The sequence below is a fragment of the Falsiroseomonas frigidaquae genome, assembly GCF_012163145.1.
In the GTDB taxonomy this organism is placed as follows: domain Bacteria; phylum Pseudomonadota; class Alphaproteobacteria; order Acetobacterales; family Acetobacteraceae; genus Falsiroseomonas; species Falsiroseomonas frigidaquae.
Genome location: NZ_JAAVTX010000006.1, coordinates 169,615 through 193,301 on the forward strand (window position 1 = coordinate 169,615; position 23,687 = coordinate 193,301).

Sequence of the window (23,687 nt, forward strand, 5' to 3'; positions counted from 1 at the left end):
GCGACCCTGTTTCGTCAAGGACGCGGCAGGATGGCCGCGTCCGGCAGGTCCGGTCGCGTCTCGATACGGAAGGCGCGATAGCGCTCCGCCTCGATCCCGCGCCGGCTGCGCAGCAGCGGCCCTTTGGCGCGCGCGATGGGCTGGGCTCCGGGCCAATCGGGCGCGCTGTCACGTCTTTCGCTCTGCACCAGCAGGCCGGTTACGCCGGGCACGGGGTGCGGCAGGTTAAAAAGTGCCCATCGTGCATTCAGCGCCACCACCGGCACCCCGGGCGGCAGGTTCAGGGCGAGCTGCGCGGCCAGGCCGTACTCCTCCGCCGCCACGAACAGCGCGCCCTGGGCGCGGCGCTCCGCCTCCACCACGGCCGCCAGTTCCGGCCAGCCGCCGAGCCGGGCCAGGGTCGGATCCTGCCGGCGCGGCAGCGGCAGGGGGGCGAAGGCGGCCTGGACATAGACCGCCAGCGCCAGCACCAGGCCGAGCCCCACCGCCGGCCGGCGCCAGGACAGCAGCCGCGGCGGGATGCAGGCGGCGGCGGCGATGCAGGCGGCAGGGTAGAGGATGCCGGGCCAATTGCCCTGCACGCGGCTGCCGGTGGCCTGCCAGGTGAACAGCGCCACCCCCGGCAGCACCAGGGCCGCCAGCAGCCCCGCCGCGGCGCTGCCGCGCCACCAGGCGCGCGTCGCGCCGATGATGCCGGCGACGCACAGGATGAAGACCAGCGGCGTCGCCAGCCCGAACTGCCCGCCGAGCAGTTCACCCAGGTAGCGCAGCGTGAACCCCGCCTCATTGGCGCCGGCGCGGCCGCCCTGCTTGGCGAAGGAGGCCCATTCGTTGTTCGCGTTCCAGGCCACCACCGGCAGGAACACCAGCCCGGCCAGCAGGCCGCCGGCATAGAGCCGCCAGTCCCGCCACCAGCGCCAGGCGTCCCGGCACGCCAGCAGCCACAGCACCACGCCGGCGCCGAGCAGCACGGCCGTGTATTTCGAGAACAGCGCGAGCCCCGCCAGCAGCCCGAAGGCCAGCCACCAGCGACCATCCTGGCTGGCATGCAGCCGCGCCAGCGCCCAGATCGCGGCGGTCCAGAACACCAGCAGCGGCAGGTCGGGCGTCACCAATATGCCGCCGACGCCGACCAGCAGCGTCGCGTTAAACAGCGCCGCCGCCCACAGGCCGGGGCGCTTCTCCGGGAACAGCGCATCCGCCGCCCGCGCCAGCAGCACACTGGCCACGGCGATCGACAGGGGGCCGAGCAGCCGGATGCCGAAGGCGTTCTCGCCGGCCAGCAGGGTGCCGATGCGGATGAACCAGGCGACCATCGGCGGGTGGTCCAGGTAGCCGCCTTGCAGGCTGCGCGACCAGACCCAGTAATACGCCTCGTCCGGCGCCAGCGGCACCAGCGCGGCCACCCCAAGCCGCAGCCCCGTGACGGCCAGCAGCAGCCACAGCGCGCTCATCGGGTGCGCCAGACCAGGGTGGAGGAGACGGCGTAGTTCCACACCACGGTGATCAGCGCGCCGGCCGCCCCGGCGGTGCCCCAGGCCAGCACGCCGTCGCGCACCAGCAACCCGGCGATGCCGACATTGGCCGCGGCGCCGATGCCGCAGACCAGGTAGAACAGGACCAGCCCGCGCCACAGTGCCGGACCGCGCAGCCTGGCGTCGCGATAGGTGATGCGGTTGTTCAGCACGAAGTTCGCGGTCATCGCGACGAAGGTGGCCACCCATTGGGCCGGGCCGAAGCCCAGCGGCCCGACCAGCAGGGCGAGCGCCGCCATGTGGACCAGCAGCCCCACCGCCCCCACCGCGGCGAAGGCCAGGAAGCGCAGCGGCACGGCACCGCCGGTCGCCTTGTCCAGCAGCAGGCCGGCGAATTCCAGCAGCACCGTCGCATCCAGCTTGCTCTCCCCCGCCAGGCGGGAGCGGAAGCTGTAGGGCACTTCCGCCACCACCAGCGCGCGCCGTGCCGAAAGCAGGATGTCGAGCAGGATCTTGAAGCCGCGCGACGCCAGCCGCGGCGCCACCTCCTCCACCACGTCGCGCTTCAGCAGGAAGAAGCCGCTCATCGGGTCCGCCACCTTCACCGGCAGCAGCATCCGCGCCAGCCGCGCACCGCCGTCGGACAGCGCGCCACGGGCCGCGGAAAAGCCGCCCTCCGCGGCGCCGCCGGCGACATGGCGGCTGCCGATGGCGATGTCCGCGCCACCCTCCACCGCCGCCAGCATGGCCGGCAGGATGCCCTCGTCATGCTGCAGGTCGCCATCCATCACGGCGACGAAGGGGGCGGAGACCGAGAGCATGCCCTCCGTGCAGGCCGAAGCCAGGCCGCGCCGTCCGATGCGGCGGATGCAGCGGATGCGCGGGTCCGTGGCCGCGATGGCGCGGGCCGCCGCGGCGGTGCCGTCCGGGCTGTCATCGTCGACGAACACCGCCTCCCACGCCAGGCCGGCCAGCGCGGCATCGAGCCTGGCGACCAGGGGCGCGACGTTGGCGGCCTCCCGGAAGACGGGGATGATGACGGCCAGACGGGCAGGCAGGGGCGTGGTCACGCGGGGCCTCTACAGCAGTATCCCCCGCCTGGGAATCATCGCCCGGAATTTCCAACGTGGCGCCATGATTTGTTGGTTACAAACCCGGACGGACAGCCTGCATCCGCATCAATCCGAGGGTGGCGCAACCAGCTTCGGCATGTGATGACTGAAGATCATGAAGAAGCTGTGGATCTTTCCGGTTCGCAACGCATGCCGCCCTTAGCGCGGGTGATGCTTCGCGCGTCGCAGGCCGCGCCGCCATGGCATCGGGCGTGGTGAACCCGCAGCCCGAGGGCGTCCAGGCGCCGTATCTCCCGCGCGGCGGCTTGTGGCTGCTGCGCGCCGCCGCGATCCTGCTGCCGATGGCGGCACTCGTCGCCAGCGGCTTCAGCAACAAGGCGACCGTGGAGGAGACGGCGCGGGCGCGGGTGCAGCGCGTGGCGGAAATGCTGCACGAACACGCCCTGCGCGCCTTCGACGCACAGGAACTCACCCTCGCCGCCATCGAGCACCGGATGCAGGGGGTGGCGTGGCAGGATGTGCCGCAGGACGCCAACCTGTACGGCTTCCTGCGAGCGCTCGATTCGGTGAACCTCAATTCCGGCGGCATCGCGCTGATCGCGCCGGGCGGCCTTCTGGTGATGTCGAGCCAGCAGCCCTTCGGTGCGCCGCCGCGCGATGTCGCCCACCGGGACTACGTCGCGGCACAGCGCGAGGGCAGCGCGATTCCTGAGACGGTTTTCGTCGGGCAGGTCGTGCGCGCCGTCGCCAGCGGCACGCCGGTCTTCCCCGTGGTGCGGGCACGGCCGCGCCCGGATGGGCTCAGCGACGGCGGCGCCATCCTGGCCTCGCTGTGGCCCGGCAACTTCGTGTCCTTCTATCTCAGCATCCTGGAATCGCCGCAGGACGCGGTCACGCTGTTCCGCCTGGATGGCGCGGTGCTGGCCGCCGTGCCGACGCCGGCGGAACCCGTCGGCGCTGCCCTGCCGCGCAGCGCCGGCGACATGCTTCGGGCACTGCGGCGTGGCCCAGTGGAGGTGCTGCACGGCCCCTCCCCCTTCGATGGCGTGCCGCGGATGACGGCTTTGCGGCGACTGATCCGGCATGATGTCGGCATCGCCTACGGCCTGTCGCAGCAGGCGCTCACTCGCGACTGGCTGCGCCGCATGGTCAGCCCGCTGGTCGGTGCGCTACTGTCCATGGCGGTGCTGCTGGCGGCGATCTGGCAGGCGGAACGCAGCATGCGAAGCCGCAGCCTGGCCGAGGCGCGCGCCCGCACGGCGGAACGCCAGGCGACGCTGGGCCTGCTGGCCGGCGGGCTGGCGCATGATTTCGGCAATATCACCCAATCCGTGGGCGCCGCGGCCAGGCTGCTGCAGCGCTATGCGGAAGATACCGATCGGGTGCGGCAGGTCGCCGACCACCTGCTGCGCCACGCCACCCGCGCCACCGCCCTGTCCCGCCGCCTGCTGGACACCACGCGCCGCACCAATCCGGAGATGCTGGAGGGTGCGGAAGCGGTCGATATCAGCGCCTCGCTGCGCGAGCTTTCGGAATTGCTGGATGCGACGCTCGGCTCCGGCATCCGGGTGCGGTGCGAGGTGCCGGCCGGGCTGCGGAGTGCGCCCGGGCTGGACCGGGCGGAGATGGAAACCGCCCTGATCAACCTCGCCGCCAATGCGCGGGATGCGATGCCGCAGGGCGGCGAGGTGCGGATCACGGCGCACCGGCTGCAGATTCCGCCGCGCCCGGCCGGCGCGCCTTCGCTCGCGCCGGGCCGCTACCTCCGCATCACCGTGCGCGACGCCGGGATGGGCATGACGCCGGAGGCACTGGCCCGGCTCGGCGAGCCCTTCTTCACCACCAAGCCGCCTGGCCGCGGCACGGGACTCGGGCTGGCCATGGTGGCCGCCTTTCTTCGCCGGGCCAACGGGGCGCTGCTGGCGGATAGCACGCCCGGCCGCGGCACCGCGGTGCACCTGATCCTGCCTGCGAGCTGAGCCGCGCAGGCGGCCTTTGACCTGCGAACTGAGCCGCGCAGAAGGCTCGTGGACTGCCAAGCAGGCCAAGCCGCGCCGCCGCCCTTCCTCGAAACGAAACCCGGTGGCTGCGGGCGCGCTTAAGCTGGCGTCAGCACATTGCGGCTATTTGCCTTCCAATGAAGCGACCTTTAATGTCTGATGCTACCTGAAGTTGTTAACGGTTAATCGTTGCCACCCCAAAGGGAAGCGAACGCCGCTTTGCCCCCCGCCGCACTTCCCGCGAATGAGATTGAGCGCCTGCGGGCGCTGCACGCCACAGGCATCCTCGACACGCCTCCCGAGGCGCGGTTCGACGGGTTCGCCCGGCTGGCCGCGCATCTCGTCGGGGCGCCGATGGGCTTCGTCAGCCTGATCGATGCGAACCGCCAGTGGCTCAAGGCGGCTGTCGGCGTGGACCTGCGCGAGGCGCCGCGGGACCTGTCCTTCTGCGCCCACGCCATCCTCACGCCGCACCAGGTCATGGTGGTGGAGGATGCGCGGGAAGACCCGCGATTCGCCGACAATCCGGTGGTCTTCGGCCCGCCGCATATCCGCTTCTATGCCGGTGCGCCGATCGTCAACCAGGCCGGCCTCGCGCTCGGCACGCTCTGCGTGGTGGATCACGAGCCCCGGCAGATGCCGGCCGCCGCGACCCGCGCCCTGGCGGATATCGCCCAGGGCGTCGCCGCCGCCATCGAGTTGCGGACCAGCCTGGATTCCGCCCAGTCGGCCGCGCTGCGCGACCCGCTGACCGGCCTCGGCAACCGCCCGCTTTTCGAGCACCGCCTGGCCGCCGCCATCGAGCTGGCGCGGGGGCCGGAGGAACAGGCCTTCGCGGTGTTCTGCCTGGACCTCGACCGCTTCAAGGCGGTGAACGACCTGCTCGGCCATGCCGGTGGCGATGCACTGCTGCGGGAAGCGGCACGGCGGCTCTCGGCCTCCGTTCGCACCTCCGACACGGTGGCGCGCCTCGGCGGCGACGAATTCGCGGTGATCCTGTCCGGCCCGGTGACGCATGCCGAGGCCGATGCTCTGGCGATCAGGCTGATCGAGGCGCTGAGCGCGCCCTTCGAATACCAGGGCCAGCCGGTGCCGATCCGCACCTCCGTCGGCTATGCGCTGGCGCCGGCGGATGGGCTGGACGCGGATGCGCTGCTGCGGCGCGCGGATAATGCGCTGTATGCCGCGAAGAACCAGGGCCGCGGCCGGCAGATGCGCTTCGACCCGGCGATGGAGGGCCAGCTCGCCGGCCGCCAGGCGCTGGAGCGGGATCTGCGCGCGGCGCTGGCACATGGCGCCTTCCGCTTCGAATGGCAGCCGGTGGCCGATACCGCGACCGGCCAGGTGGCGAGCTGCGAGGCCTTGCTGCGCTGGGACCGGCCGGGCTTCGGCCCGGTTTCGCCCTCCGTCTTCGTGCCGATCGCGGAGGCCTGCGGCCTGGGCGGGATGCTGGATGAATGGGTGCTGCGGGAGGGTTGCCGGCAGGCCGCCGCCTGGCCGCAGCCGCTGAAGGTGGCGCTGAACGTCTCCGCCTCCCGCTTCCACCTCGGCGGGCTGGCCGGGCTGGTCGCCAGCATGCTGCGCGATTCGGGCCTGGCGCCGGACCGGCTGGAGCTGGAGGTCACCGAAGGCACGCTGATCAAGGACGAGGCCGCGGCGGCGGTGACGATCGAGGAACTGCACGTGCTTGGCGTGCGCGTCGCGCTGGATGATTTCGGCACCGGCTATTCCTCGCTCGGCTACCTGCACGCCCTGCCGCTGGACAAGGTGAAGCTCGACCGGTCCTTCATCCGCGACATCGATGGAAGCGAACGTGCCCGCAGCGTCATCCGCGCGGTGCTGCAGCTTTGCCGCGGGCTCGGCATCAAGGCCTGTGCGGAGGGGGTGGAGACGCAGTCGCAGCTCGATTTCCTGCGCATCGAGGGCTGCGAACTGGTGCAGGGCTATCTGATCGGCCGTCCCAGCCCGGACCCGCCGCTGCAGCAGCCGGCCGCGGGGTCCGCCCCGGCCTGGAGCCTGGCGCCGCGACCGGAGCTGCCCCCCGCCGCCCCCACGCCGCGCAACCTGCCACGGCAGCGCTGGGGCCGCGGCGTGCGCCGGCGTTGGGCAAGCTTCGCCGTGCTGGCCATGCTGCCTATGCTCGCCTTCTCCGCTTGGCTGTTCGAGACCGAGACCCAGGACCGCATCGTCGCCGCCGAAACCGAGGCGGCCATGGCCGCGGAGCGCGGGGTGCGGGAGGTAGAGGGGCTGGTCGCCCAGGCGCGCACCCTGCTGACCGCGCTGGCGCGTGTGCCGGAGGTCTCCAATACCTTCGACGCGGACACCGATGCGGGTGCGGATGCAGGGCCCTGCCGCACGGTGCTGCGCCAGATCGGCGCCACCGCGCCCTGGCAGCGCGCCCTCAGCGTGATCCGCACCGATGGCACGCTGATCTGCGACAGCATCGACTCGCCGGAGTCGAGCCTGGCGGACCGGGCGCAGTTCCAGCGCGTGATGCAGACCGGCGAGGAAATGCTGTCCAACCTGGTGCAGCCCACCTTCGGCGGGCCGCCCATGCTGTTCATGATGGTGCCGGTGACGCGGCCGGATGGCCAGGTGGCCGCCGTGCTCAGCGCCGGGCTGGACCCCGAATGGCTGCGCGGCGTGATCACCGCCGCCGCACCGCGCAACTTCCGCATCGGCGTTATCGACGGTACCGGGCGGCTGGTGGCGGTGCATGCGCCGGGCGTCGACCCGGCACGGGTGGCCGGATGGCGCCCCGGGCTCGATGCCAGCGCCCATGCCGCGACCCGCGCCGCCCTGTCCTCCCAGCGCCCGGGCCTGCTGCGCGCGCCGATGCTGGAAGGCGTCGCGGGCATCTTCGCCCATGCCCCGGTCGATGGCAGCGAACTGCATGTGATCCTCGCCGTGGATGAGGAGGAATTGCTCGCCTCGGTCCGCCAGCGGCGCATGCTGTCCTACCTGCTGCTCGGCGCGGGCGGGCTGGTGCTGCTCGGGCTGGTGCTGGTGCTGGGCGAGGTGATGGTGCTGCGGCCGATCCGCCGGCTCGGCGAGACCGTGGACCGGCTGGCGGATGGCGATCTGTCCGCCCGGGTCGGGCTGGACCGGCAGGTGGCGACGCCGGAACTCGCCGCCCTGGCGCAGCGGCTGGACCACATGGCCGCGCGCCTGGCCGCGGCGCTGGAGACGGCGCGTGCGGCCAGCGCGGTGAAGTCCCGCTTCCTGTCCGCGGCGAGCCATGAACTGCGGACGCCGCTGAACGGCATCCTCGGCTGGGCACAGCTGCTGCTGCGCGACCGCACGCTGGGCCCCGATCATCGCGAGCAGGTGCGGACGATCGCGGAGGCCGGGGAACATCTAGCCGGCGTCGTCGGCCGGCTGCTGGAGATCAGCACCATCGAGGCAGGGCGCGCCGAGGCACCACGGCTGGAGGCTACGGATGCGGCGGCACTGGCGCGGTCCTGCGTCGATCTGCTGCGGCCCGGCGCCGACCAGAAAGGCCTCGCGCTGCGCATCGAGGTCGCGGCGGATGTGCCGCGCGCCGTGCTGCTGGACCGGGCGCGGGTGCGCCAGGTGCTGCTGAACCTGTTGGGCAACGCCGTGAAGTTCACCGACCTGGGCGGCGTCACGCTGCGCCTGTCGAAGCCACTGGAGGGCAGGTTGCGCTTCGAGGTGACGGATACCGGGCCGGGCGTCTCGCCCATGCTCAGCGGGCGGCTCTTCCAGGATTTCGTGCGCTACGACCCGCGCGGCACCGGCGCGGCGGGCTCCGGCCTCGGCCTCGCCGTCTCGGCCCGCTTTGCGGCGCTGCTGGGCGGGCAGATCGAGTATGAATCAGGTCCGGGCGGGCGGGGCAGCGTGTTCTGGTTCGAGCTGCCGGCCGCGGCGACGCGTGAGCCGGCCGTCCCGCAGCCGCCGGCCCCGGTGCTTATATCGGCCGCCATTCCGAGCAGCCCGACAGCGGCCATGCCGCTGATGCTGCCCGCGCGGGGCGCGGTGGCCAACGCTGCGCCAGGCGCAGTCTCGGGCAATGCCGCCGGCGGGACGTCTGGCTGGCCGGATGGCCGGCGGCTGCGGATCCTGGCCGCGGATGATGTCGCGGCGAACCGCCTGCTGCTGCGCGCGACGCTGGAGGCGGTGGGCCACAGCGTCCAGCTCGTGGCCGATGGCGCCGCGGCGGTGGAAGCGGTGGCGCGGGAGGCGGCAGGCTTCGACGCGGTGCTGATGGATGTGCAGATGCCCGGCATGGATGGGCTGGAAGCCACGCGCCGCATCCGCGCCCTGCCCGGCCCGATGGGCCGCGTGCCGATCCTTGCCGTAACGGCCGGCGCCTTCCGCGAGGACATCGCCGCCTGCCACGAGGCGGGCATGGACGGGCATGTGGAGAAGCCAATCCGCGTCGCGACGCTGGAGGCGGCGCTGGCCCGCATCGTCGGTCCCCAAGCCGATGCCAGTCCCGGTTCCAGCCACGGGCGGGGCGATGCCCCGGCCGATGGAGAAGCCGAGGTGGCGCTGGAGCGGCGGGCCTGACGCCTTCGCCGTTCCGCCTGGCGGCTTCGGCCGGCCCGATTGTGGCTGCATTCCGGGCGGCACGACCTTCCGCCTGAAGTACGGGGCCTCGCGCCTCGCGGCTTGGCCCCTCCGCCTGCCGGCCTGCGGCCCCTCCGCCTCAGGGCGCGGCGCCTCGACCCGGGGGGTGAGGCGCCGCCGGCCCGGCTCAGGCCTTCGCGCTGCGCGGCGCCGGAACGCGGCGCGGCGTCAGCCGCAGCAGCAGCCAGCCGGACAGCCCGGCGATCAGCGAGCCCATCAGGATGCCGATCTTCACCTGGTCCTGCAGCAGCGGATCGTTGGCGAAGGCGAGCAGGCCGATGAACAGGCTCATGGTGAAGCCGATGCCGCAGAGCAGGGCGATGCCGAGCAACTGCACCCAGCTGGCGCCCATCGGCAGTTCCGCCCAGCCGATGCGGATGGTCAGCGCGGCAAAGCCGAACACACCGATCAGCTTGCCGAACAGCAGGCCCATGGCGACGCCGAGGGTCAGGCTGTTGCCCAGCGTCGCCAGGGTCACGCCCTCGAAGCTCACCCCGGCATTGGCGAAGCCGAAGATCGGGATGATCAGGAAGGCCACCCAGCCATGCAGGCCGTGCTCGAGCTTGTGCAGCGGTGAATGCGCCATGTCGTCCGGCGCGGCGGGGGCCGGCTTCAGCGGGATGGTGAAGGCCAGCAGCACGCCCGCCACGGTGGCGTGCACGCCGGAGCGCAGCACCAGCACCCAAAGCACCGCGCCCAGCAGCAGATACGCCCAGAGCTTCAGCACCCCGGCCCGGTTCATCGCGTACAGCCCGGCCAGCACCGCCGCCGCCAGACCCAGGTCCAGCATCGACAGTGCGCCGCTGTAGAACACCGCGATGATGGCGACGGCGCCGAGGTCGTCGATGATCGCCAGCGCCGTCAGGAACACCTTCAGCGAGGTCGGCACGCGGGAGCCGAGCAGCGACAGCACGCCGAGCGCGAAGGCGATGTCGGTGGCCGCCGGAATCGCCCAGCCGCGCACCGCCGAAGGGTTGGAGTAGTTGAAGGCCAGGTAGATCAGCGCCGGCGCGATCATGCCGCCGACGGCGGCGATGCCCGGCAGCGCGCGGCGCGACCATGTGGAAAGCTGGCCATCCATCACCTCCCGCTTGATCTCGAGGCCGACCAGCAGGAAGAACACCGCCATCAGCGCGTCATTGATCCAGTGCAGCACCGACAGCGGGCCGAGATAGGCGGAGAGCACGCCGAAATAGGCCGGCGCGAGCGCCGAATTGGCGACGATCAGCGCAAGTACCGCCGCGCCCATCAGGATCAGGCCGCCGGACGCCTCGCTGGCCATGAAGGTCCGCAGCATGGAAAAAGGCCGCTTGCGGCTGGAGGTGGTCGGCTCGGCCATCAATTGCGCTTCCCTCGGATTGGCTTGCGGTCGGGCGTGGCCTGCCGGAGGTGTGACCGGCGGCCGGCTGCTTCCACCCGGCGCGCCGCCGGGCAGAACGGCCCCTGATGCATGCGGGCCACCGGCGCGCATGCGGTTTATCGGGGCGACTTAGCCGATCGTGGACAAAAAGCAATCAAAACCGGTGCGAGGCACGCCGCTACAGCAACCCGCGCGCGATGCCGCCATCCACGTTGACGGTCTGGCCGGTGACATAGGCGGCGCGCGGGCTGAGCAGCCAGACCACCATCACCGCCACCTCCTCCGCCGTTGCGAAGCGGCCGAGCGGGATCTCGTGGCTGAACTCGGCGATCACCTCCGCCACCTCCGCCCCGCGTTCCACCGCCAGCTTTTCCGCCCGGTCCTGCCAAAGCCGGGTCAGGGTGCGACCGGGCGCCACGCAGTTCACGCGGATGCCCTCCGCCGCATATTCGCCGGCCAGCGTCTTGGTCAGCCCGAGCAGCCCGGCCTTGTGGACGTTGGAGACGATCTGGTTCGGGTAGGGCATGCGCGATGCCGCCGCACCCAGCAGCACGATGGCCGGCGCCGTGCCCTGCCGCAGCAGCGGCAGCGCGGCGCGCACGGCGCGCACGGCGGACAGCACGTTGAACTGGTAGTTGCCCAGCCAGTCGGCGTCGGTCAGCGCCTCGAACGGCGAACGGATGGACCCGCCCACCGCATCGACCAGCCCGTCCAGCCCGCCGAGCCGCGCCGCGGCCTCCGCCAGCAGTCGGTCGGCCGCGCCTTCCTGGGTGATGTCGGCGATCGCGGTGGCCGGGCTGCGGCCGGTTTCGGTGGCGATCCGCGCCGCCGCCGCGGCAATGCCGGCGGCATCGCGGGAAGCGATCATCACCTCCGCCCCCTCCGCCACCAGCAGCCGTGCCGCAGCGAAGCCGATGCCGGTAGAAGCGCCGATCACCAGCACCCGCCGTCCCTGATATCCCAGATCCACCCTGAACCTCCCTTCGGCCCGCGGCGCATGCGCGCCAGCGTCTTGCCCCAGCGTGTTGCCGTTGACTGTCAGCAGTAGGGTGTCTAGGTGATTTGGAGAAGATCAAGAGCCGCGCGGCCGAAAGCGCCGCCCTGCAGGGAGGATATCGCCATGACGAAGCACATCGAGGCCATTTCGCGCCGTCAGGCCCTGATGCTTGCCGCCGGTGCGGGCGCGGCGCTCGCGGCTCCCGGCATCGCCCGGGCGCAGAGCTTCCCGGAACGGCCGGTGACGCTGCTCGTGCCCTTCGCCACCGGCGGCTACAACGACCGCCTGGCCCGCGCCATGGCGCCCTTCCTGCAGAAGCAGCTCGGCCAGCCGGTGACGGTGATGAACCGGCCGGGCGGCGGCACGGTGCTGGGCAACACCTTCTACATGCAGCAGCCGGATGACGGCTACATGATGATGGTGCACTCGGCCGGACCGTACATCCCGCTGTCCATCCTGACCCGGAATGCCCGCTACAAGGCGGAAGATTTCCACATGATCAACCTGCCGTCGCGCGACCTGACGCTCGCCGCCTCCGCCACCAGCAAGGGCATCAACTCGATCGACGAGGTGGTGACGCGGCTGAAGGCGGACCCGCGCAGCCTGTCCATCGGCGTGCAGCCGGCCTCCGCCGACCTGATCAACATGGCGCTGTTCATGCAGGCGCATGGCATCGACCGCTCCAAGGTGCGCGTCGTCACCTATGATGGCGGTGGGCCGGCGCGCACGGCGACGGCGGGCGGCCATGTCGATGTCGGCTTCGTCGGCGGCGAAGGCTTCCTGCCGATCAAGGACCGCATCAAGCCGCTGCTGATGTTCAGCGACGAGAAGTCCACCGACTACCCGGACGTGCCGCTGCTGACCGACCACGCCCGCGCCGCCGGCTTCCAGCCGCAGTCGGTGGATGGGTCCCAGCGCGGCTTCGTCGTGCTGAAGCGCTTCGTCGAGGCGCAGCCGGAGCGCTACCGCATCCTGCTGCAGGCGGTGGAGCGTGCGACCAAGGATCCGGAATGCGTCAGCACGCTGGCCAACCAGCAGCTGGCGACCACCTGGTACGGGCCGGAAGCATCGAACCGCGCCTACCTCGCCTCCGCCGCGCTGATGGCGCAGTACGCGGACCTGCTGAAGCAGGCCTGAATCCCGAGAGAAGGACGGGCGCCGCACCATGCCGGATACCCAAGTGCGGCGCCGCGTTTCGTGGGCGCCGCTGCTGCTCGTCACCCTGCTGGCCGGGGTGGCGGCGTCTTATCTGGTCGAGGCGCGCGGCGTTTCGCTGAGCCCGCAGAACCTTCTGCTGCTGCAACCCACCGCCTGGCTGGTGCTGCTGCTATGGGCGGTGCTGGCGCTCGGCTACCTCCGCACCCCGGTGCTGCCACAGGAAGGGCCGCGGGAAAGCTGGGCGGATGTCAGCCGCGTGGTCGCCATGGTCGCGGCCTTTGCCGGCTTCATCCTGGCGCTGGAGCCGCTGGGCTACGACATCGCCATCTGGGGCTTCACGCTGATCGCACTGATCATCGGCGGTGAACGCAACAAGGTGGCGCTGGTGGTGTTCCCGGCGGCGTTCGGGCTGGCGATGATCTATGGCTTCCGGCTGCTCGTTCCCTACCCCTTCCCCACCAGCCTGCTGTAGGGCCGCCCGAAGATGATCGACTTCCCGGCCTTCGGCTCCGCCGTCGCCATGCTGGCTGGATCGCCTTCGGCCTGGATATGGGTGGTGCCCGGCCTGCTGATCGGGCTGGTCTTCGGTGCGCTGCCCGGCATCTCCGTCTCTATGGCCATGGCGCTGGTGCTGCCGGCCTCGCTCTACATGGACTTCCTGCCGGCGATCATCTTCCTGACCTCGGTCTATACCGGGGCGGGTTTCGGCGGATCGATCCCCGCCGTGCTGATCAACATCCCCGGCACCTCCTCCGCCGTCGCCACCACCTTCGACGGCTACCCGATGGCGCGGAAGGGCCAGCACAGCGAGGCGCTGGGGGCGGCGCTCTTCGCCTCCTGCATCGGCGTGCTGATCTCCTACATCGTGCTGTTCGTGCTGGTGCAGCCGCTGGCCGAGATCGTGCTGCGGATCGGGCCGTATGAGATGGCGGCGATCGGCATCTGGGGCCTGGTGCTGCTCGGCTCCATCGGCGGATCCTCCGTGGCGAAGGGCCTGTTCGCGGCCGCCATCGGCGTGCTGTGCGGCACGGTGGGGATGAACACGGCGGGCTACATGCGCGGCGACATGGGCATATCCTGGCTGCTGGACGGCGTGCCCACGATTCCGGCGATGGTCGGGCTGCTGGCGGCCAGCCAGTTGTTCGCCCTGGTGAATGCCAAGTTCATCGTGGAGGCGGAGGAACACCGCACCATCAGCCTGCGCCGCATCCTGGATGGCGGCGTGATGGTGCTTCGCCACCCGGTGACGCTGCTGCGCGGCACCGCCATCGGCATCTTCGTCGGGGCGGTGCCGGGCATCGGGTCCTCCATCGCCAACCTGATCTCCTATGGCGAGACGCGGCGCGCATCGAAGGATCCGGACAGCTTCGGCAAGGGCAATCCGGAGGGTGTGATCGCCGCGGAATCGGCCAACAGCTCCTCCGAGGGCGGGTCGATGGCGACGATGCTGGCGCTCGGCATCCCGGGCGGCGGCGCCACGGCGATTCTGCTGGCGGCCTTCGCCATGCACAACGTCATCGGCGGCCCGCGCTTCATGGAGCAGAACCGGGACATCGTCTATGCGATCATCCTGTCCAACTTCGCCCAGGCCTTCGTGCTGCTGCTGGTCGGCGGCGCTTTCGTCTTTGTCGCCAGCACCATCGTCCGGCTGCCGCTGCGCTACCTGATTCCCTCGGTCCTGGTGATGTCCACCATGGGCGCCTTCGCCATCGAGGGCTCCATCGCCGGGCCGCTGACGCTCCTGGTCTTCGCGGTGCTGGGCTGGCTGATGTCCCGCTACGGCTTCCCGGTGGCGGCGGTGGTGGTGGGCCTGCTGCTCGGCAAGCTGATCGAGACGGAGATGCTGCGCGCCTGGCAGTTGGCCGGCGGCGACGCGATGTATGTATTCGAGCATCCGGTCGCGGTCGGCATCATCGTGGTGATGTTCGTCTCGCTCGGCCTGTCGGTGCGCCGCGACCTGCGGCGGCGAGCCGCGCTGAAGGCGCAGGCCGTGGTGGTTTCGGCCGACTGATCCGGCGATTGACAGGCGTGGCGGGCGGGAGAAGATTCTCCTCGCCAACAGGGAGGCCGCGACATGTCCATGACGCTCGAAGACTTCACCGCGCAATGCAAGGCTGCGCTGAAGGACAACCCCGGCCCGGCCGGACGCGAGAAGGTCTGCGCCCTGGTGCGCGAGGCGCTGAAGGACAGCGCCTTCGTCGCCGCGAACATTCCGGAGGGGACGCCCGAACGGCATGTCCTCTACGAGGATCCGGAGCTGGGCTTCACCGTCCTCGCCCATGCCTATACCGACGCCAAATCCGGCCCGCCACATGACCATGGCCCGTCCTGGGCGATCTACGGCCAGGCGGCCGGCGAGACGGTGATGAGCGACTTCGACTGCCTGGCGCGGCCCGAGGGGCTGAAGTCCGGCAAGGCGGTCCGCACCCGCGACTACACGCTGCGCCCGGGCGATGCCTATCTGTATGAGCCGGGCGACCTGCACGCGCCGCGCCGCGACGGCCCCACCCGCCTGCTGCGGATCGAGGGCATGAACATGGATCGCGTCAAGCGCCTGCCCTATACCGAGGTCCAGCCCGCCGGCGCTTGAGGCGGATCAGGCGCCCGCCGGCGCTTGAGGCGGATCAGGCGCCCGCCGGCGCTTGAGGCGAGAGGCATGCCCGCGGGCGCCTGACGCACAGGCCAGGCCGGCGGTGCCCAGCGGCTACAAGCTGGCCAGGCGGCGAACCCTTCCCGTCCCGCGGTGTTCATGCCGCGGAACGGGAGGGTTGATCGCCATGAAGATCCACATTCTTGCAACCGGGCTGCTGCTCGGCGCCCAATTGGTACTGGCACCTGGCAATGCGAACGCGCAGGCGGCGCATATCCTCACCTACGCCCAGCCGCTTGGTACCGAGGGCGTCAGGGCGGTGCAGGAGGCGCTGCGCCGCGCCGGTGCCTATAGCGGCCCGGTGGACGGCATCTGGGGGCCGGCGAGCCGCACCGCGCTCGAGGCTTTCCAACAGGGGCGCGGCCTGCAGGTGACCGGCGAGATGAACCAGGCGACCGCCGCCACGATGGGCGTGAACCCGGCCCAGTTGCTCGCCGGCGCTCCGGTGCCGCCGCCGGCCGCCACCTCCACCGAGGTGCTGAGCAACCAGGCGGTGCGCAACGTGCAGACAAGGCTCCGGGCGCTGGGCTTCTATGACGGCGCCCTGGACGGCATCTGGGGTCCCTCGACCCAATCCTCGATCGAGAAATTTCAGCAGAGCCGCGCGCTGCAGACCACGGGCCAGATCACGCCGGTTACCGCCAGCGCGCTGGGGCTCGACCCGAACAACCTGGAGGCGCCGCCGCGCTGACCAGGGCCCTGCCAGCGCCCTGCGGCGACCGCGGCGAGATCATGGCTGCATCCGGGCCGAACTCTGGCCCCCGCGCTTCGTTCAGTTGCTTCCTGCTACGCAAAGGAAGTGCAGATGATCAAGTGGGCCATCATTTTCGCGGTCGCGGCACTCGTGCTGGCGCTGCTCGGCTTCGGCGGCATTGCCGGCGTGGCCATGGATATCGCCAAGATCCTGTTCTGGCTGGCTGTCATCATCGCAGTCATCCTGTTCGTGCTGGGACTGACGATCTACAAGAAGGTGACATAGCGGGAAGCCAGCTACCGCCGGTCCCGGTGCGGGCAGTGGCCCGTGCTGCGGCCGGCGGCCTGGGTCTTCGCCCGTTGGGATCCGTGGGCGCCGCTACGCGCGGCACCAAGGTCAGAAGGCGGTCCGTTCCGTGATGATGTCCGGAACGGGCCGCCACTGTCGCGCTGCGTCGCCTACAGGATGCAGTCGCTGGCCTGCAGGTTGTGCGCCCCGGTGATCTCGACCTGGATGTCGCGGCCGATGCCCGCATCACGCGGCGGCGCGCAGCATGGTGAGCGTGGTGAGCGGCCTGCAGGCCATGCTGATGAGGCGGACCCGTCTCGAACCCTCAGTGAGCAGCAGTCCACCAGGGCGTCCTAAATAGCGCGACGCACCTCGGCCGGAAGTTCGTCATACGCCTGGCAAGGATCACCCTTGAGCTTGCTGAACGGCTTGGTGGCGATGCTGTTGCGTATCGCGGGCTTCTACCGAGGGCCGGACATGCAGCAGACCGCCATGCCAGATGCCGCGTGCCCGGCGTCGACGCTGAAGGCCGTACCAGCAGAGAGCCGCCACGCACGCCGCCGGCCCAACACCTCCCACTGATATCCCGCGGCAACGGGCCTGTGGCTGCCGCAGGCGGCGCAGGAGGCCGCCTGCGGCAACGAAGGTTGCACCGACCAGGCAAGTGCCCGTCTGCACCCTGCAAGCCAACAGCAGCAACGCGAGCGGGACGGGCTTCGATGTCAGCAATGGTCAGCGGCGGGCACCGCGCCGCTTCGAGTAGCCATCCGCGTCCATGGAACGTCCGACGTTGCCGCTGCGCGAATGGACATCGCCCACCAAGCGGCCATATCGGTCCCGGTGGTGCGGCACGACCGTGACAGTGCCACCTCGCGTGCGACGAGCCAGCTCACGTTGCGCAGCCCGATACCCGCGTTCGCCTCGCTCCGGCGTGTCCACGCCACGAAGACGCACCCGGCCCTGCCGGCATGCAAGGGTGTCGCCGTCCACTGCACGGCAGCCCGTATAGCGCTGCGGCGCAGCCTCCATCGTGCGCGGCGGCTCGCGCCATTGTGCCTGGGATGCAGCGGGAAGCGATGCTGCGAGGGCAAGCGCCAGGAGAAGCTTTCGCAGCATTGGGTTCATTGGCCAATCTCGTCAGGCATTCCAGGAAGCTTAGGCGCGCAAGCTCGCCGGCTCCGGTCAGGTTTCGTCATGGCTTGTAGCTGGAGCGGAGCGGCGGATACCACCCCGGCCGTGCACGCGCAGTGAATTCGACGTGCAGATTCCCGCTGGCGGCGAAGCGCAGATCGGCGCGCGGCGCATCGCCCGCCATCCGCCCTACATGGCGTGCGCCTGCTTGATAAGCTCCGCTGCACGCTCGCCGATGATCGCGCAGGGCGCCTGCGTATTCCCGGTCGTCACGCGCGGCATGATGGAACCATCTGCCACCCGCAGGCCTTCCACGCCGTAGACACGGAGCGCGGCATCCACGACCGACATGTCATCGCGCCCCATCTTGGCCGTACAACTCTGATGCCAGTAGGTGACGGCCGCCTCGCGAATATAGAGCTCGAGCGCCTCGTCATTCAGCTCACCAGGCATTGCTTCGCCCCGCACGAAGGGGCGGAAGGCCGGCGCATTGCCCAGCGCGCGGCAGAGCTCGATGCAGGACCTGGCGGTCGTCATATCCGCCGGATGGGACAGGAACTCGGTATCGACGGCGACGGGCGCCAGCGGATCGGCGCTACGCAGGCGCAAGCTCCCGCGGCTGACGGGATGTGCAAGTCCGGCGAACATCGTCCAGCCATGCGCCGGAACGCCGCGCGCCGCCGTCTTCTCACTCGGGACCGGGAACTCCACCTGACAGAACAGCAGGTCCGGCACATCCAGATCGGCCCGGCTTTTCCAGTACATGGTCGCCTCGCTACCGCTGTTCCGCGGCGCGATCGGCTCCGCATATTCCCAGGTACAGCCGAAGGAGACATGGTCCTGGAAGTTGCGGCCGACGCCGGGCAGGTGCTGGCGGACCGGAATGCCGAAGAGCCCCAGCTCGGCCCGGTCACCGATGCCTGAATGCATCAGCACCTTCGGCGTCTGGATGGCGCCCAGCGACAGCACGACCTCGGCACGCGCATGGGCCACCGTGACCTGTCCGCCGCGAACGAACTCGACACCGGACGCGCGCCGACCGTCAAACAGAACACGCCGCACCAGGGCGCCGGTCAGCACCGTCAGATTCGGCCGGTCGAGCCAGGGGTGGACATAGGCGCGGTACAGGGACTGGCGTCGGCCGTCGCGAACCAGCATGTCGCTGATCGCGGCGCCGCCCTGCCCCTCCATCATTCGCCCGTTCGGATGATCATGGACGGGGATGCCGATCTGGCTCGCCGCCTCCAGCATGGCCAGCGCGATCGGGCTGGGATCCGCCGCGGGCTGCACCCAGACCGGCCCGCCGGTGCCTCGGAACTGCGGATCGGGCACGCCCTGCCAATTCTCGATGCGACGATAGATGCTGAGAACGTTGTCATAGCCCCAGGCTGGATCACCCGCCTCCGAAGCGAAGAAGTCCCAGTCGCTGCGATGCCCGCGCGCCCACACCATCACATTGACGCTCGAGCCGCCGCCGAGCCCCTTGCCCATCGACAGCGACAGCTGCCTGCCGTTCAGATGCGGGTTGGGTTCCGCCTGGAATCCCCAGTCGCGTTCCGAACCCAGGTTGGTCGGCCACAAGGCGGGGTTCTGGACTGATTCCGCCTCATCACTGCCGCCCGCTTCCAACAGCAGCACCTGGACCTCCGGGTTCTCGGCCAGCCGCCGTGCGACCACCGAGCCGGAGGCGCCGGCCCCGCAGACGATGACGTCATACTGGGATTGCAGGCGCGCCGTCAGGCGCGTCTGGTTGTCGCGCGCACGGATCGCGAAATCGGCATCCTCGGACGATGTGGCGTTGGTCATGATCTGTGACTCCATAGGGCTGAACTGCGGAGTCCCGAACCAGCCGGGCGAACCGGCTGGCGAGCGGGATCTGCAGTCACCTGCCGCAGCAGCGACGGAGCCGGAAATCTGAAGGCCGCGCATGACGGCGCCATGTCAAAACGACCCCGCTTGCCTACAGACGAAATACGGGGGCGGCCTGTGCCGACGGAGGCGCTTGCAGGACCGCCTGTCGCAGGCTGCGGGCCAGCTCTTCCGCCATCAGTGGCCACGCGATCCATTCGAAGCCAGCCAGCGGCGTTGCGCTTGCGATGATGATGGGCAGGCCGGGCGCGGTGAGGCGAAGTGTTCTGGCCATCTCGCTGCTGCCTTCCAGCAGAAGCGCGGCCGAGTACACCGGTGCTTCGACGCGCAACGCGCCCAGTGCATCGGGCAGGCTGGAAAAGCCATGCGGCTCATAGCCTAGCATGGCGAGCAACTCCTCCTCGCGCGGTAGCCGGTCGTCGCCGTGCAGCAGGAGCACCGGCTCCCCCTCCCCGCGCGGCAGATCGTTGCGTGCGACCTCCGCCGCGACGGCACGCGGCAGCCATACTTCGAAGCAACTCCCCTCTCCCGGGGCGCTCGAAACCGCGATGCCGCCGCCATGCACCAGCACGATCTCCCGCACCGTCGCAAGACCAAGCCCATGGCCGGCCTGCCGCGTGGTGAAGAAGGGCTCGAAGATGCGCTCCCGCGTCGCCGCATCCATGCCTCGCCCCGTATCCTGCACCCGGATCAGCACGTAGTGGTCCGGCCGCAGCGCGCCGAGGCGAAGCGCGCGGTGCTCCCGAAGGGTCCGCGCCTCGACCTGAAGCGTCACCACACCCGCGCCATCCATCGCCTGGGCCGCGTTGCGGACCAGGTTCACGATGACCTGCTGCAATGCGGTCCCGTCACCCCAGACGAAGGCCGCCTCGGGCATTGCCTCGAATGCCAGCTGCACCTGCGCGGGCAGCATGGCGCGCAGAAGCAGCTCCGTCTCCGTGAGCAATGTGCCGAGCTCGACGCCATGCTGCGCGGTCTGCTGCGGCCCGCCGAAGGCCAGGATATCGGAGGCGAGGTCGCGTGCGCGTTCAGCGGCGCGGCGAATGTCTGCGATGCGCGCGGGGGAGCGTTCGGTCATCGCCATCTCGGCAAAGCCCAGGATGGCGCCAATGATGTTGTTGAAGTTGTGCGCGATCCCGCTGGCGAAGGTACCGAGCATCTGCATCTGCCGCGATTCCACCTCGCGCGCTGCAAGCCGGCTCCGCTCCGCCTCCAGGCTGCGTCGCGTGACGAGGTTGAGCAGCGCGTCGAGCGCAAGGCCGAGCGAGGCCAGTTCCGGCTCCGCCGGGATGCGGCCCGGGCGCGCCATCTCGCAGCCGAGCACCGCCGCGACGCCATCCCCGGTCCGGCGCACCGCGGCAAACCAGGCATGGGGCTGGCCCGGCAGTGCAAGGAGATCCGGATGCCCAGGGGGCATGCGCAGCGTTGCCGCCGGCTGGGCCGAGTGGGCAGCCGTGAGCGCCAGGACGGCATGGGCCCAACCCTGCGCGTGCGCCGTACCGTCCTCCGACCAGAGATGCGTAACCGGTGCGGGACCTTCGACAAGCAGATAGGCGCGATACGCGCCAAGCCGTCGCGAGATCTCCTCGAGCGCATGATCGAGACCGGTATCCGCCTCATCTGCTTGCGTGCCGATGAGCCGGGCTGAAAGTCGGGCCAGCATGTTCTGGAAGGCCGCGTGCCGCCGCATCGCATCGGACCGGGCGCGCAGCCGGATACCAAGCAGCAGAAGGCCCAGGAGGAGGAGCACCGCGCAGGCATAGAGCAGCAGCCGGTATTGCCCTGCCTTCAACTCCGCCGCCATGCGACGGTCCTGCACCTCCGTAGCGATAGCGTGACGCACCGATCCGCCGGCATGGGACTGAAGCTCGCGCAGCAGCCCATCGACCCGCGGCAGTAGATCGTGCAGGAGCCAGCCATGCGCGAGGAGCGCGGAAACGGCCTCAGCGGCGCGGCCGGCGACAGGCTCCCGGTGCAGATCGGTCAGGCCGCGGCGCACCTCACTGACCACGGCGGGCGAGGTGTCGAGCGTGAGGTGCAGGACGGCAGATCCAAGCCGCCCGGCGCCTGCGACGGGCATGGCGCCGTCGGGCGGGGCGGAAAGCAGGATCGAGAGTCGACTGAACTGCGCAAGCGAGTTCTGCAGGAGTGCGTTGGCGCTCTTGATCGATTCGACCAGGGCCTCCTGACGTTCATGCCAGGCCTTAAGCCGATCGAGCGACTGGGGCGTGGTCTTGTCATGCAGGACGACGAGCGCGGCTTCGAAACGGCGAAGTGCCCCGACCAGCGGATCGTAGTCGCGCAGCAGCCCGGCGCGTGCGGCCAGCAGATCGCGCCGGATCGCGCTCTCGGCCATCTCGATCTCCGCCAGCGCCTGCATGGCTTCGTCAAAGGGTCGGTGATCCACGGAGAAGCCGCGCAGCAGCAGCCAGGTGAGCAGCAGCAGGGCCGCGCCCACCCCCGCCAGGATGATGCGCGTCATTGCGGGGCCGTGACCGGGTTACCGCGGTAGCTGCCGGTCAGGGTGCGGAGGAAGGCGACGATGGAAGCGACCTGTGCCTGCTCCATGACCAGGTTGAGCTGGGCGAGCCCCATGCCGCGCACCGCATCCTCCAGCGTCGCGGCACTGCCGTCATGGAAATAGGGAGCCGTAGCCGCAACGTTGCGCAGGCTCGGTACGCGCAGGACACGCGGCTCCGGCGCAGCCAAGGCGTGGAATATGCCGTGCTGCTGGAAGAGATTACCGCCGATGTTCACGCCCTGGTGGCAGGCCGAGCAGCCGATGGAGCGGAAAAGCAGATATCCCTCATGCTCCTCCGGCGTGATGGCCTCAGCCGCGCCGCCGAGCCACCGGTCGAAGCGGCTGCGCGGCGTGACCAGGCTGCGCTGGAAAGTGGCAAGTGCGTCGAGCAGCGCCGCCTTGTCCAGTCTCCGCCGATAGACATCGCGGAACTCGGCGACCAGGCCTGGATCCGCGGAAAGACGCTGCAGGACAACCTGAATATCCGCCCCCATGATGGCGGGGTTGCGCAGCAGGGTCTCGGTCTGCACCTCCAGGCCGCGCGCCCTTCCCTCCCAACCCAGGCGAAAGCTGAGCGTGGCATTGAATACGGTCGCCGTGTTCAGCGGCAGTTCGACCCCGTCCAGGCCAACATCCCGCTGCCGGGAGGTGGCGCCGTTGGTTCGCAGATCATGGCAGGTGGCGCATGAGCGGGAGCCGTCGCCCGAAAGTCGCGGATCGCCGAAGAGTCGCTCGCCCAGCGCGCGCCGGCGTTCATCCACCGGCGGCAGCGGCGGCAGGATGCTGATCGGATGCGACGATGGCGTCACCTCGTTCACCGCCGCGCGACGCGGGGGATCGCCCCCTTCCATGACGGCGAACAGGAGGAGGAGGCCGGTCAATGTCGCTGTCGCGAGCGGCAGGGCGATCAGCGGCCAGGCGAAGAAGCGCCGCCGTATCGCCCGCATATCCATCAGATGCGCTCGACGAGGACGTCGAAGGTGTAGCCGACGCCGCGTTCCGTCCTGATCATGCTCACCGAACGCCCGGCATCAAGCTTGCGGCGCAGGCGAAGAACCTGCACGTCGATGCTGCGATCGAAGACATCCTCATGGACGCGCGTTGCCTGCAGCAGGTGCTCGCGCGCGAGCGGACGTCCGGGCGCGTCGAGGAAGGCGCAGAGCAGCGCGAACTCACCCTTGGTCAGACGCACCTCGACACCGTCCGGGCTCGTCAGGCGCCGCATGCGCCGGTCCAGCATCCAGTCCGCAAAGCGCTGCCGGATCGACTCGCGGTTCGGTCGGGGACTTGCGGCATGCCGGCGCAGCACCGCACGGATGCGGGCCAGCAGCTCGCGGGGGCTGAACGGCTTGGTGACATAGTCGTCGGCGCCAAGTTCCAGGCCGATCACGCGATCCACCTCATCGCGGCGCTCACCCGTGATGATGATGACGGGAATGTCCGAGCGCGCACGGATCTCGCGCAGCAGCGTCAGTCCGCTTTGTGCGCCGAGACGCAGATCGAGCACCACCAATGCCAGATCGTCGCGTGCGACCTGGCGCTCCACCTCCTGGCGCTCCACCGTGGCCGTTGCACGAAGGCCGTTGTCGAGCAGGAAGTTCACGACCATCTGGCGCATGTCCGGGTCGTCGTCGACGACAAGGATCCGCGGCGACCAGGATGAGGGCTTTGCCCCAACGGGCGGATCGTCAAACATCTGCAGCATCATCGGGATCCTGACCTTGTTTCTCCGGCTTTCATCGGTGGTGCGAGATGGCGCGGGAGGATGCGGAACGGGAAGCCGGCACGGCGCACCGCGCGGGCCAGGCGTTCGGGCCGGCATATGTGGAAGGCGTGTTACCGTCGCGTTTCGCCAAGCCAACGCGTCGATTGCATCTGTCA

At 70.2% G+C, this 23,687-nt stretch carries 18 protein-coding genes; 9 read left to right on the forward strand and 9 right to left on the reverse strand.

All coding sequences use genetic code 11. The features are described 5' to 3' along the window. Positions 1-14: 14 nt before the first annotated feature. Together HB662_RS20380 and HB662_RS20385 are read right to left on the reverse strand one after the other, a co-directional pair. On the reverse strand, positions 15-1,454 hold the full coding sequence (locus tag HB662_RS20380) for a glycosyltransferase family 39 protein (RefSeq protein ID WP_168052186.1): 1,440 nt from the start codon (positions 1,452-1,454) through the stop codon (positions 15-17). Further along, the gene (locus HB662_RS20385; RefSeq protein WP_342449552.1) at positions 1,451-2,545 is read right to left on the reverse strand and encodes a glycosyltransferase family 2 protein; all 1,095 of its coding nucleotides are present in this window, start codon (positions 2,543-2,545) and stop codon (positions 1,451-1,453) included. The genes HB662_RS20380 and HB662_RS20385 overlap by 4 nt, the downstream gene beginning before the upstream one ends. A 242-nt stretch (positions 2,546-2,787) precedes the next feature. Between HB662_RS20385 and HB662_RS20390 the strand changes: the two genes are divergently transcribed. Both HB662_RS20390 and HB662_RS20395 read left to right on the forward strand, forming a co-directional pair. Further along, positions 2,788-4,527 (forward strand): hybrid sensor histidine kinase/response regulator, encoded by a 1,740-nt coding sequence (locus HB662_RS20390; protein WP_168052188.1) that lies wholly within the window; start codon positions 2,788-2,790, stop codon positions 4,525-4,527. Positions 4,528-4,767: 240 nt separating this feature from the next. Continuing rightward, entirely contained in the window at positions 4,768-9,078 is a 4,311-nt protein-coding gene (locus tag HB662_RS20395; RefSeq protein ID WP_168052190.1) for an EAL domain-containing protein, read from the forward strand. A gap of 187 nt (positions 9,079-9,265) precedes the next feature. Here the strand turns inward: HB662_RS20395 and nhaA are convergent, their stop codons facing one another. Next, positions 9,266-10,477: a Na+/H+ antiporter NhaA gene (gene nhaA, locus HB662_RS20400; protein ID WP_168052192.1), complete on the reverse strand. Its 1,212-nt coding sequence runs from the start codon at positions 10,475-10,477 to the stop codon at positions 9,266-9,268. 199 nt (positions 10,478-10,676) lie between these two features. After that, on the reverse strand, positions 10,677-11,468 hold the full coding sequence (locus tag HB662_RS20405) for an SDR family oxidoreductase (RefSeq protein WP_168052194.1): 792 nt from the start codon (positions 11,466-11,468) through the stop codon (positions 10,677-10,679). 150 nt (positions 11,469-11,618) lie between these two features. Here HB662_RS20405 and HB662_RS20410 point away from each other — a divergent pair, with 150 nt between their 5' ends. The 7 genes from HB662_RS20410 (at position 11,619) to HB662_RS20440 (ending at position 16,867) form a co-directional block, all read left to right on the forward strand. Next, positions 11,619-12,632: a Bug family tripartite tricarboxylate transporter substrate binding protein gene (locus tag HB662_RS20410; protein WP_168052196.1), complete on the forward strand. Its 1,014-nt coding sequence runs from the start codon at positions 11,619-11,621 to the stop codon at positions 12,630-12,632. A gap of 28 nt (positions 12,633-12,660) precedes the next feature. Then, complete coding sequence (locus HB662_RS20415; protein WP_168052198.1) at positions 12,661-13,125, forward strand: tripartite tricarboxylate transporter TctB family protein; 465 nt, start codon at positions 12,661-12,663, stop codon at positions 13,123-13,125. Positions 13,126-13,137: 12 nt separating this feature from the next. Then, positions 13,138-14,664 carry a tripartite tricarboxylate transporter permease gene (locus tag HB662_RS20420; RefSeq protein ID WP_168052200.1) on the forward strand — a complete coding sequence of 509 codons (1,527 nt, stop codon included), beginning with the start codon at positions 13,138-13,140 and terminating at the stop codon, positions 14,662-14,664. Positions 14,665-14,727: 63 nt separating this feature from the next. After that, positions 14,728-15,243, forward strand: a complete 516-nt coding sequence (locus HB662_RS20425; RefSeq protein ID WP_168052202.1) for a cupin domain-containing protein — start codon at positions 14,728-14,730, stop codon at positions 15,241-15,243. Positions 15,244-15,430: 187 nt separating this feature from the next. After that, positions 15,431-15,994 (forward strand): peptidoglycan-binding domain-containing protein, encoded by a 564-nt coding sequence (locus tag HB662_RS20430; RefSeq protein ID WP_168052204.1) that lies wholly within the window; start codon positions 15,431-15,433, stop codon positions 15,992-15,994. Positions 15,995-16,108: 114 nt separating this feature from the next. Further along, complete coding sequence (locus tag HB662_RS20435) at positions 16,109-16,282, forward strand: DUF1328 domain-containing protein (protein WP_168052206.1); 174 nt, start codon at positions 16,109-16,111, stop codon at positions 16,280-16,282. A gap of 414 nt (positions 16,283-16,696) precedes the next feature. Further along, positions 16,697-16,867 carry a hypothetical protein gene (locus HB662_RS20440; protein ID WP_168052208.1) on the forward strand — a complete coding sequence of 57 codons (171 nt, stop codon included), beginning with the start codon at positions 16,697-16,699 and terminating at the stop codon, positions 16,865-16,867. Positions 16,868-17,017: 150 nt separating this feature from the next. On the opposite strand, the gene HB662_RS30095 is transcribed toward HB662_RS20440, so the two are convergent. From HB662_RS30095 to HB662_RS20465, 5 genes are all read right to left on the reverse strand, one after another. Further along, positions 17,018-17,410, reverse strand: coding sequence for a thermonuclease family protein (locus HB662_RS30095; protein WP_168052210.1), 393 nt, complete (start codon positions 17,408-17,410; stop codon positions 17,018-17,020). 195 nt (positions 17,411-17,605) lie between these two features. Beyond that, positions 17,606-19,222: a GMC family oxidoreductase gene (locus HB662_RS20450; RefSeq protein ID WP_168052212.1), complete on the reverse strand. Its 1,617-nt coding sequence runs from the start codon at positions 19,220-19,222 to the stop codon at positions 17,606-17,608. 154 nt (positions 19,223-19,376) lie between these two features. Then, the gene (locus HB662_RS20455) at positions 19,377-21,767 is read right to left on the reverse strand and encodes a two-component system VirA-like sensor kinase (protein ID WP_168052214.1); all 2,391 of its coding nucleotides are present in this window, start codon (positions 21,765-21,767) and stop codon (positions 19,377-19,379) included. After that, positions 21,764-22,759 carry a cytochrome-c peroxidase gene (locus HB662_RS20460; protein ID WP_209443397.1) on the reverse strand — a complete coding sequence of 332 codons (996 nt, stop codon included), beginning with the start codon at positions 22,757-22,759 and terminating at the stop codon, positions 21,764-21,766. Before HB662_RS20460 ends, HB662_RS20455 begins: the two co-directional genes overlap by 4 nt. After that, complete coding sequence (locus HB662_RS20465; RefSeq protein WP_342449553.1) at positions 22,759-23,514, reverse strand: response regulator; 756 nt, start codon at positions 23,512-23,514, stop codon at positions 22,759-22,761. The genes HB662_RS20460 and HB662_RS20465 overlap by 1 nt, the downstream gene beginning before the upstream one ends. Positions 23,515-23,687: the final 173 nt, after the last annotated feature.

Excerpts from the sequence above, each read along its gene's own strand:
- HB662_RS20380 (WP_168052186.1), bottom strand. The coding sequence starts at position 1,454 with ATGAGCGCGCTGTGGCTGCTGCTGGCCGTCACGGGGCTGCGGCTTGGG.
- HB662_RS20390 (WP_168052188.1), top strand. The coding sequence starts at position 2,788 with ATGGCATCGGGCGTGGTGAACCCGCAGCCCGAGGGCGTCCAGGCGCCG.
- nhaA (WP_168052192.1), bottom strand. The coding sequence starts at position 10,477 with ATGGCCGAGCCGACCACCTCCAGCCGCAAGCGGCCTTTTTCCATGCTG.
- HB662_RS20410 (WP_168052196.1), top strand. The coding sequence starts at position 11,619 with ATGACGAAGCACATCGAGGCCATTTCGCGCCGTCAGGCCCTGATGCTT.
- HB662_RS20415 (WP_168052198.1), top strand. The coding sequence starts at position 12,661 with ATGCCGGATACCCAAGTGCGGCGCCGCGTTTCGTGGGCGCCGCTGCTG.
- HB662_RS20420 (WP_168052200.1), top strand. The coding sequence starts at position 13,138 with ATGATCGACTTCCCGGCCTTCGGCTCCGCCGTCGCCATGCTGGCTGGA.
- HB662_RS20425 (WP_168052202.1), top strand. The coding sequence starts at position 14,728 with ATGTCCATGACGCTCGAAGACTTCACCGCGCAATGCAAGGCTGCGCTG.
- HB662_RS20430 (WP_168052204.1), top strand. The coding sequence starts at position 15,431 with ATGAAGATCCACATTCTTGCAACCGGGCTGCTGCTCGGCGCCCAATTG.
- HB662_RS20435 (WP_168052206.1), top strand. The coding sequence starts at position 16,109 with ATGATCAAGTGGGCCATCATTTTCGCGGTCGCGGCACTCGTGCTGGCG.
- HB662_RS30095 (WP_168052210.1), bottom strand. The coding sequence starts at position 17,410 with ATGAACCCAATGCTGCGAAAGCTTCTCCTGGCGCTTGCCCTCGCAGCA.
- HB662_RS20450 (WP_168052212.1), bottom strand. The coding sequence starts at position 19,222 with ATGACCAACGCCACATCGTCCGAGGATGCCGATTTCGCGATCCGTGCG.
- HB662_RS20455 (WP_168052214.1), bottom strand. The coding sequence starts at position 21,767 with ATGACGCGCATCATCCTGGCGGGGGTGGGCGCGGCCCTGCTGCTGCTC.
- HB662_RS20460 (WP_209443397.1), bottom strand. The coding sequence starts at position 22,759 with ATGGATATGCGGGCGATACGGCGGCGCTTCTTCGCCTGGCCGCTGATC.
- HB662_RS20465 (WP_342449553.1), bottom strand. The coding sequence starts at position 23,514 with ATGATGCTGCAGATGTTTGACGATCCGCCCGTTGGGGCAAAGCCCTCA.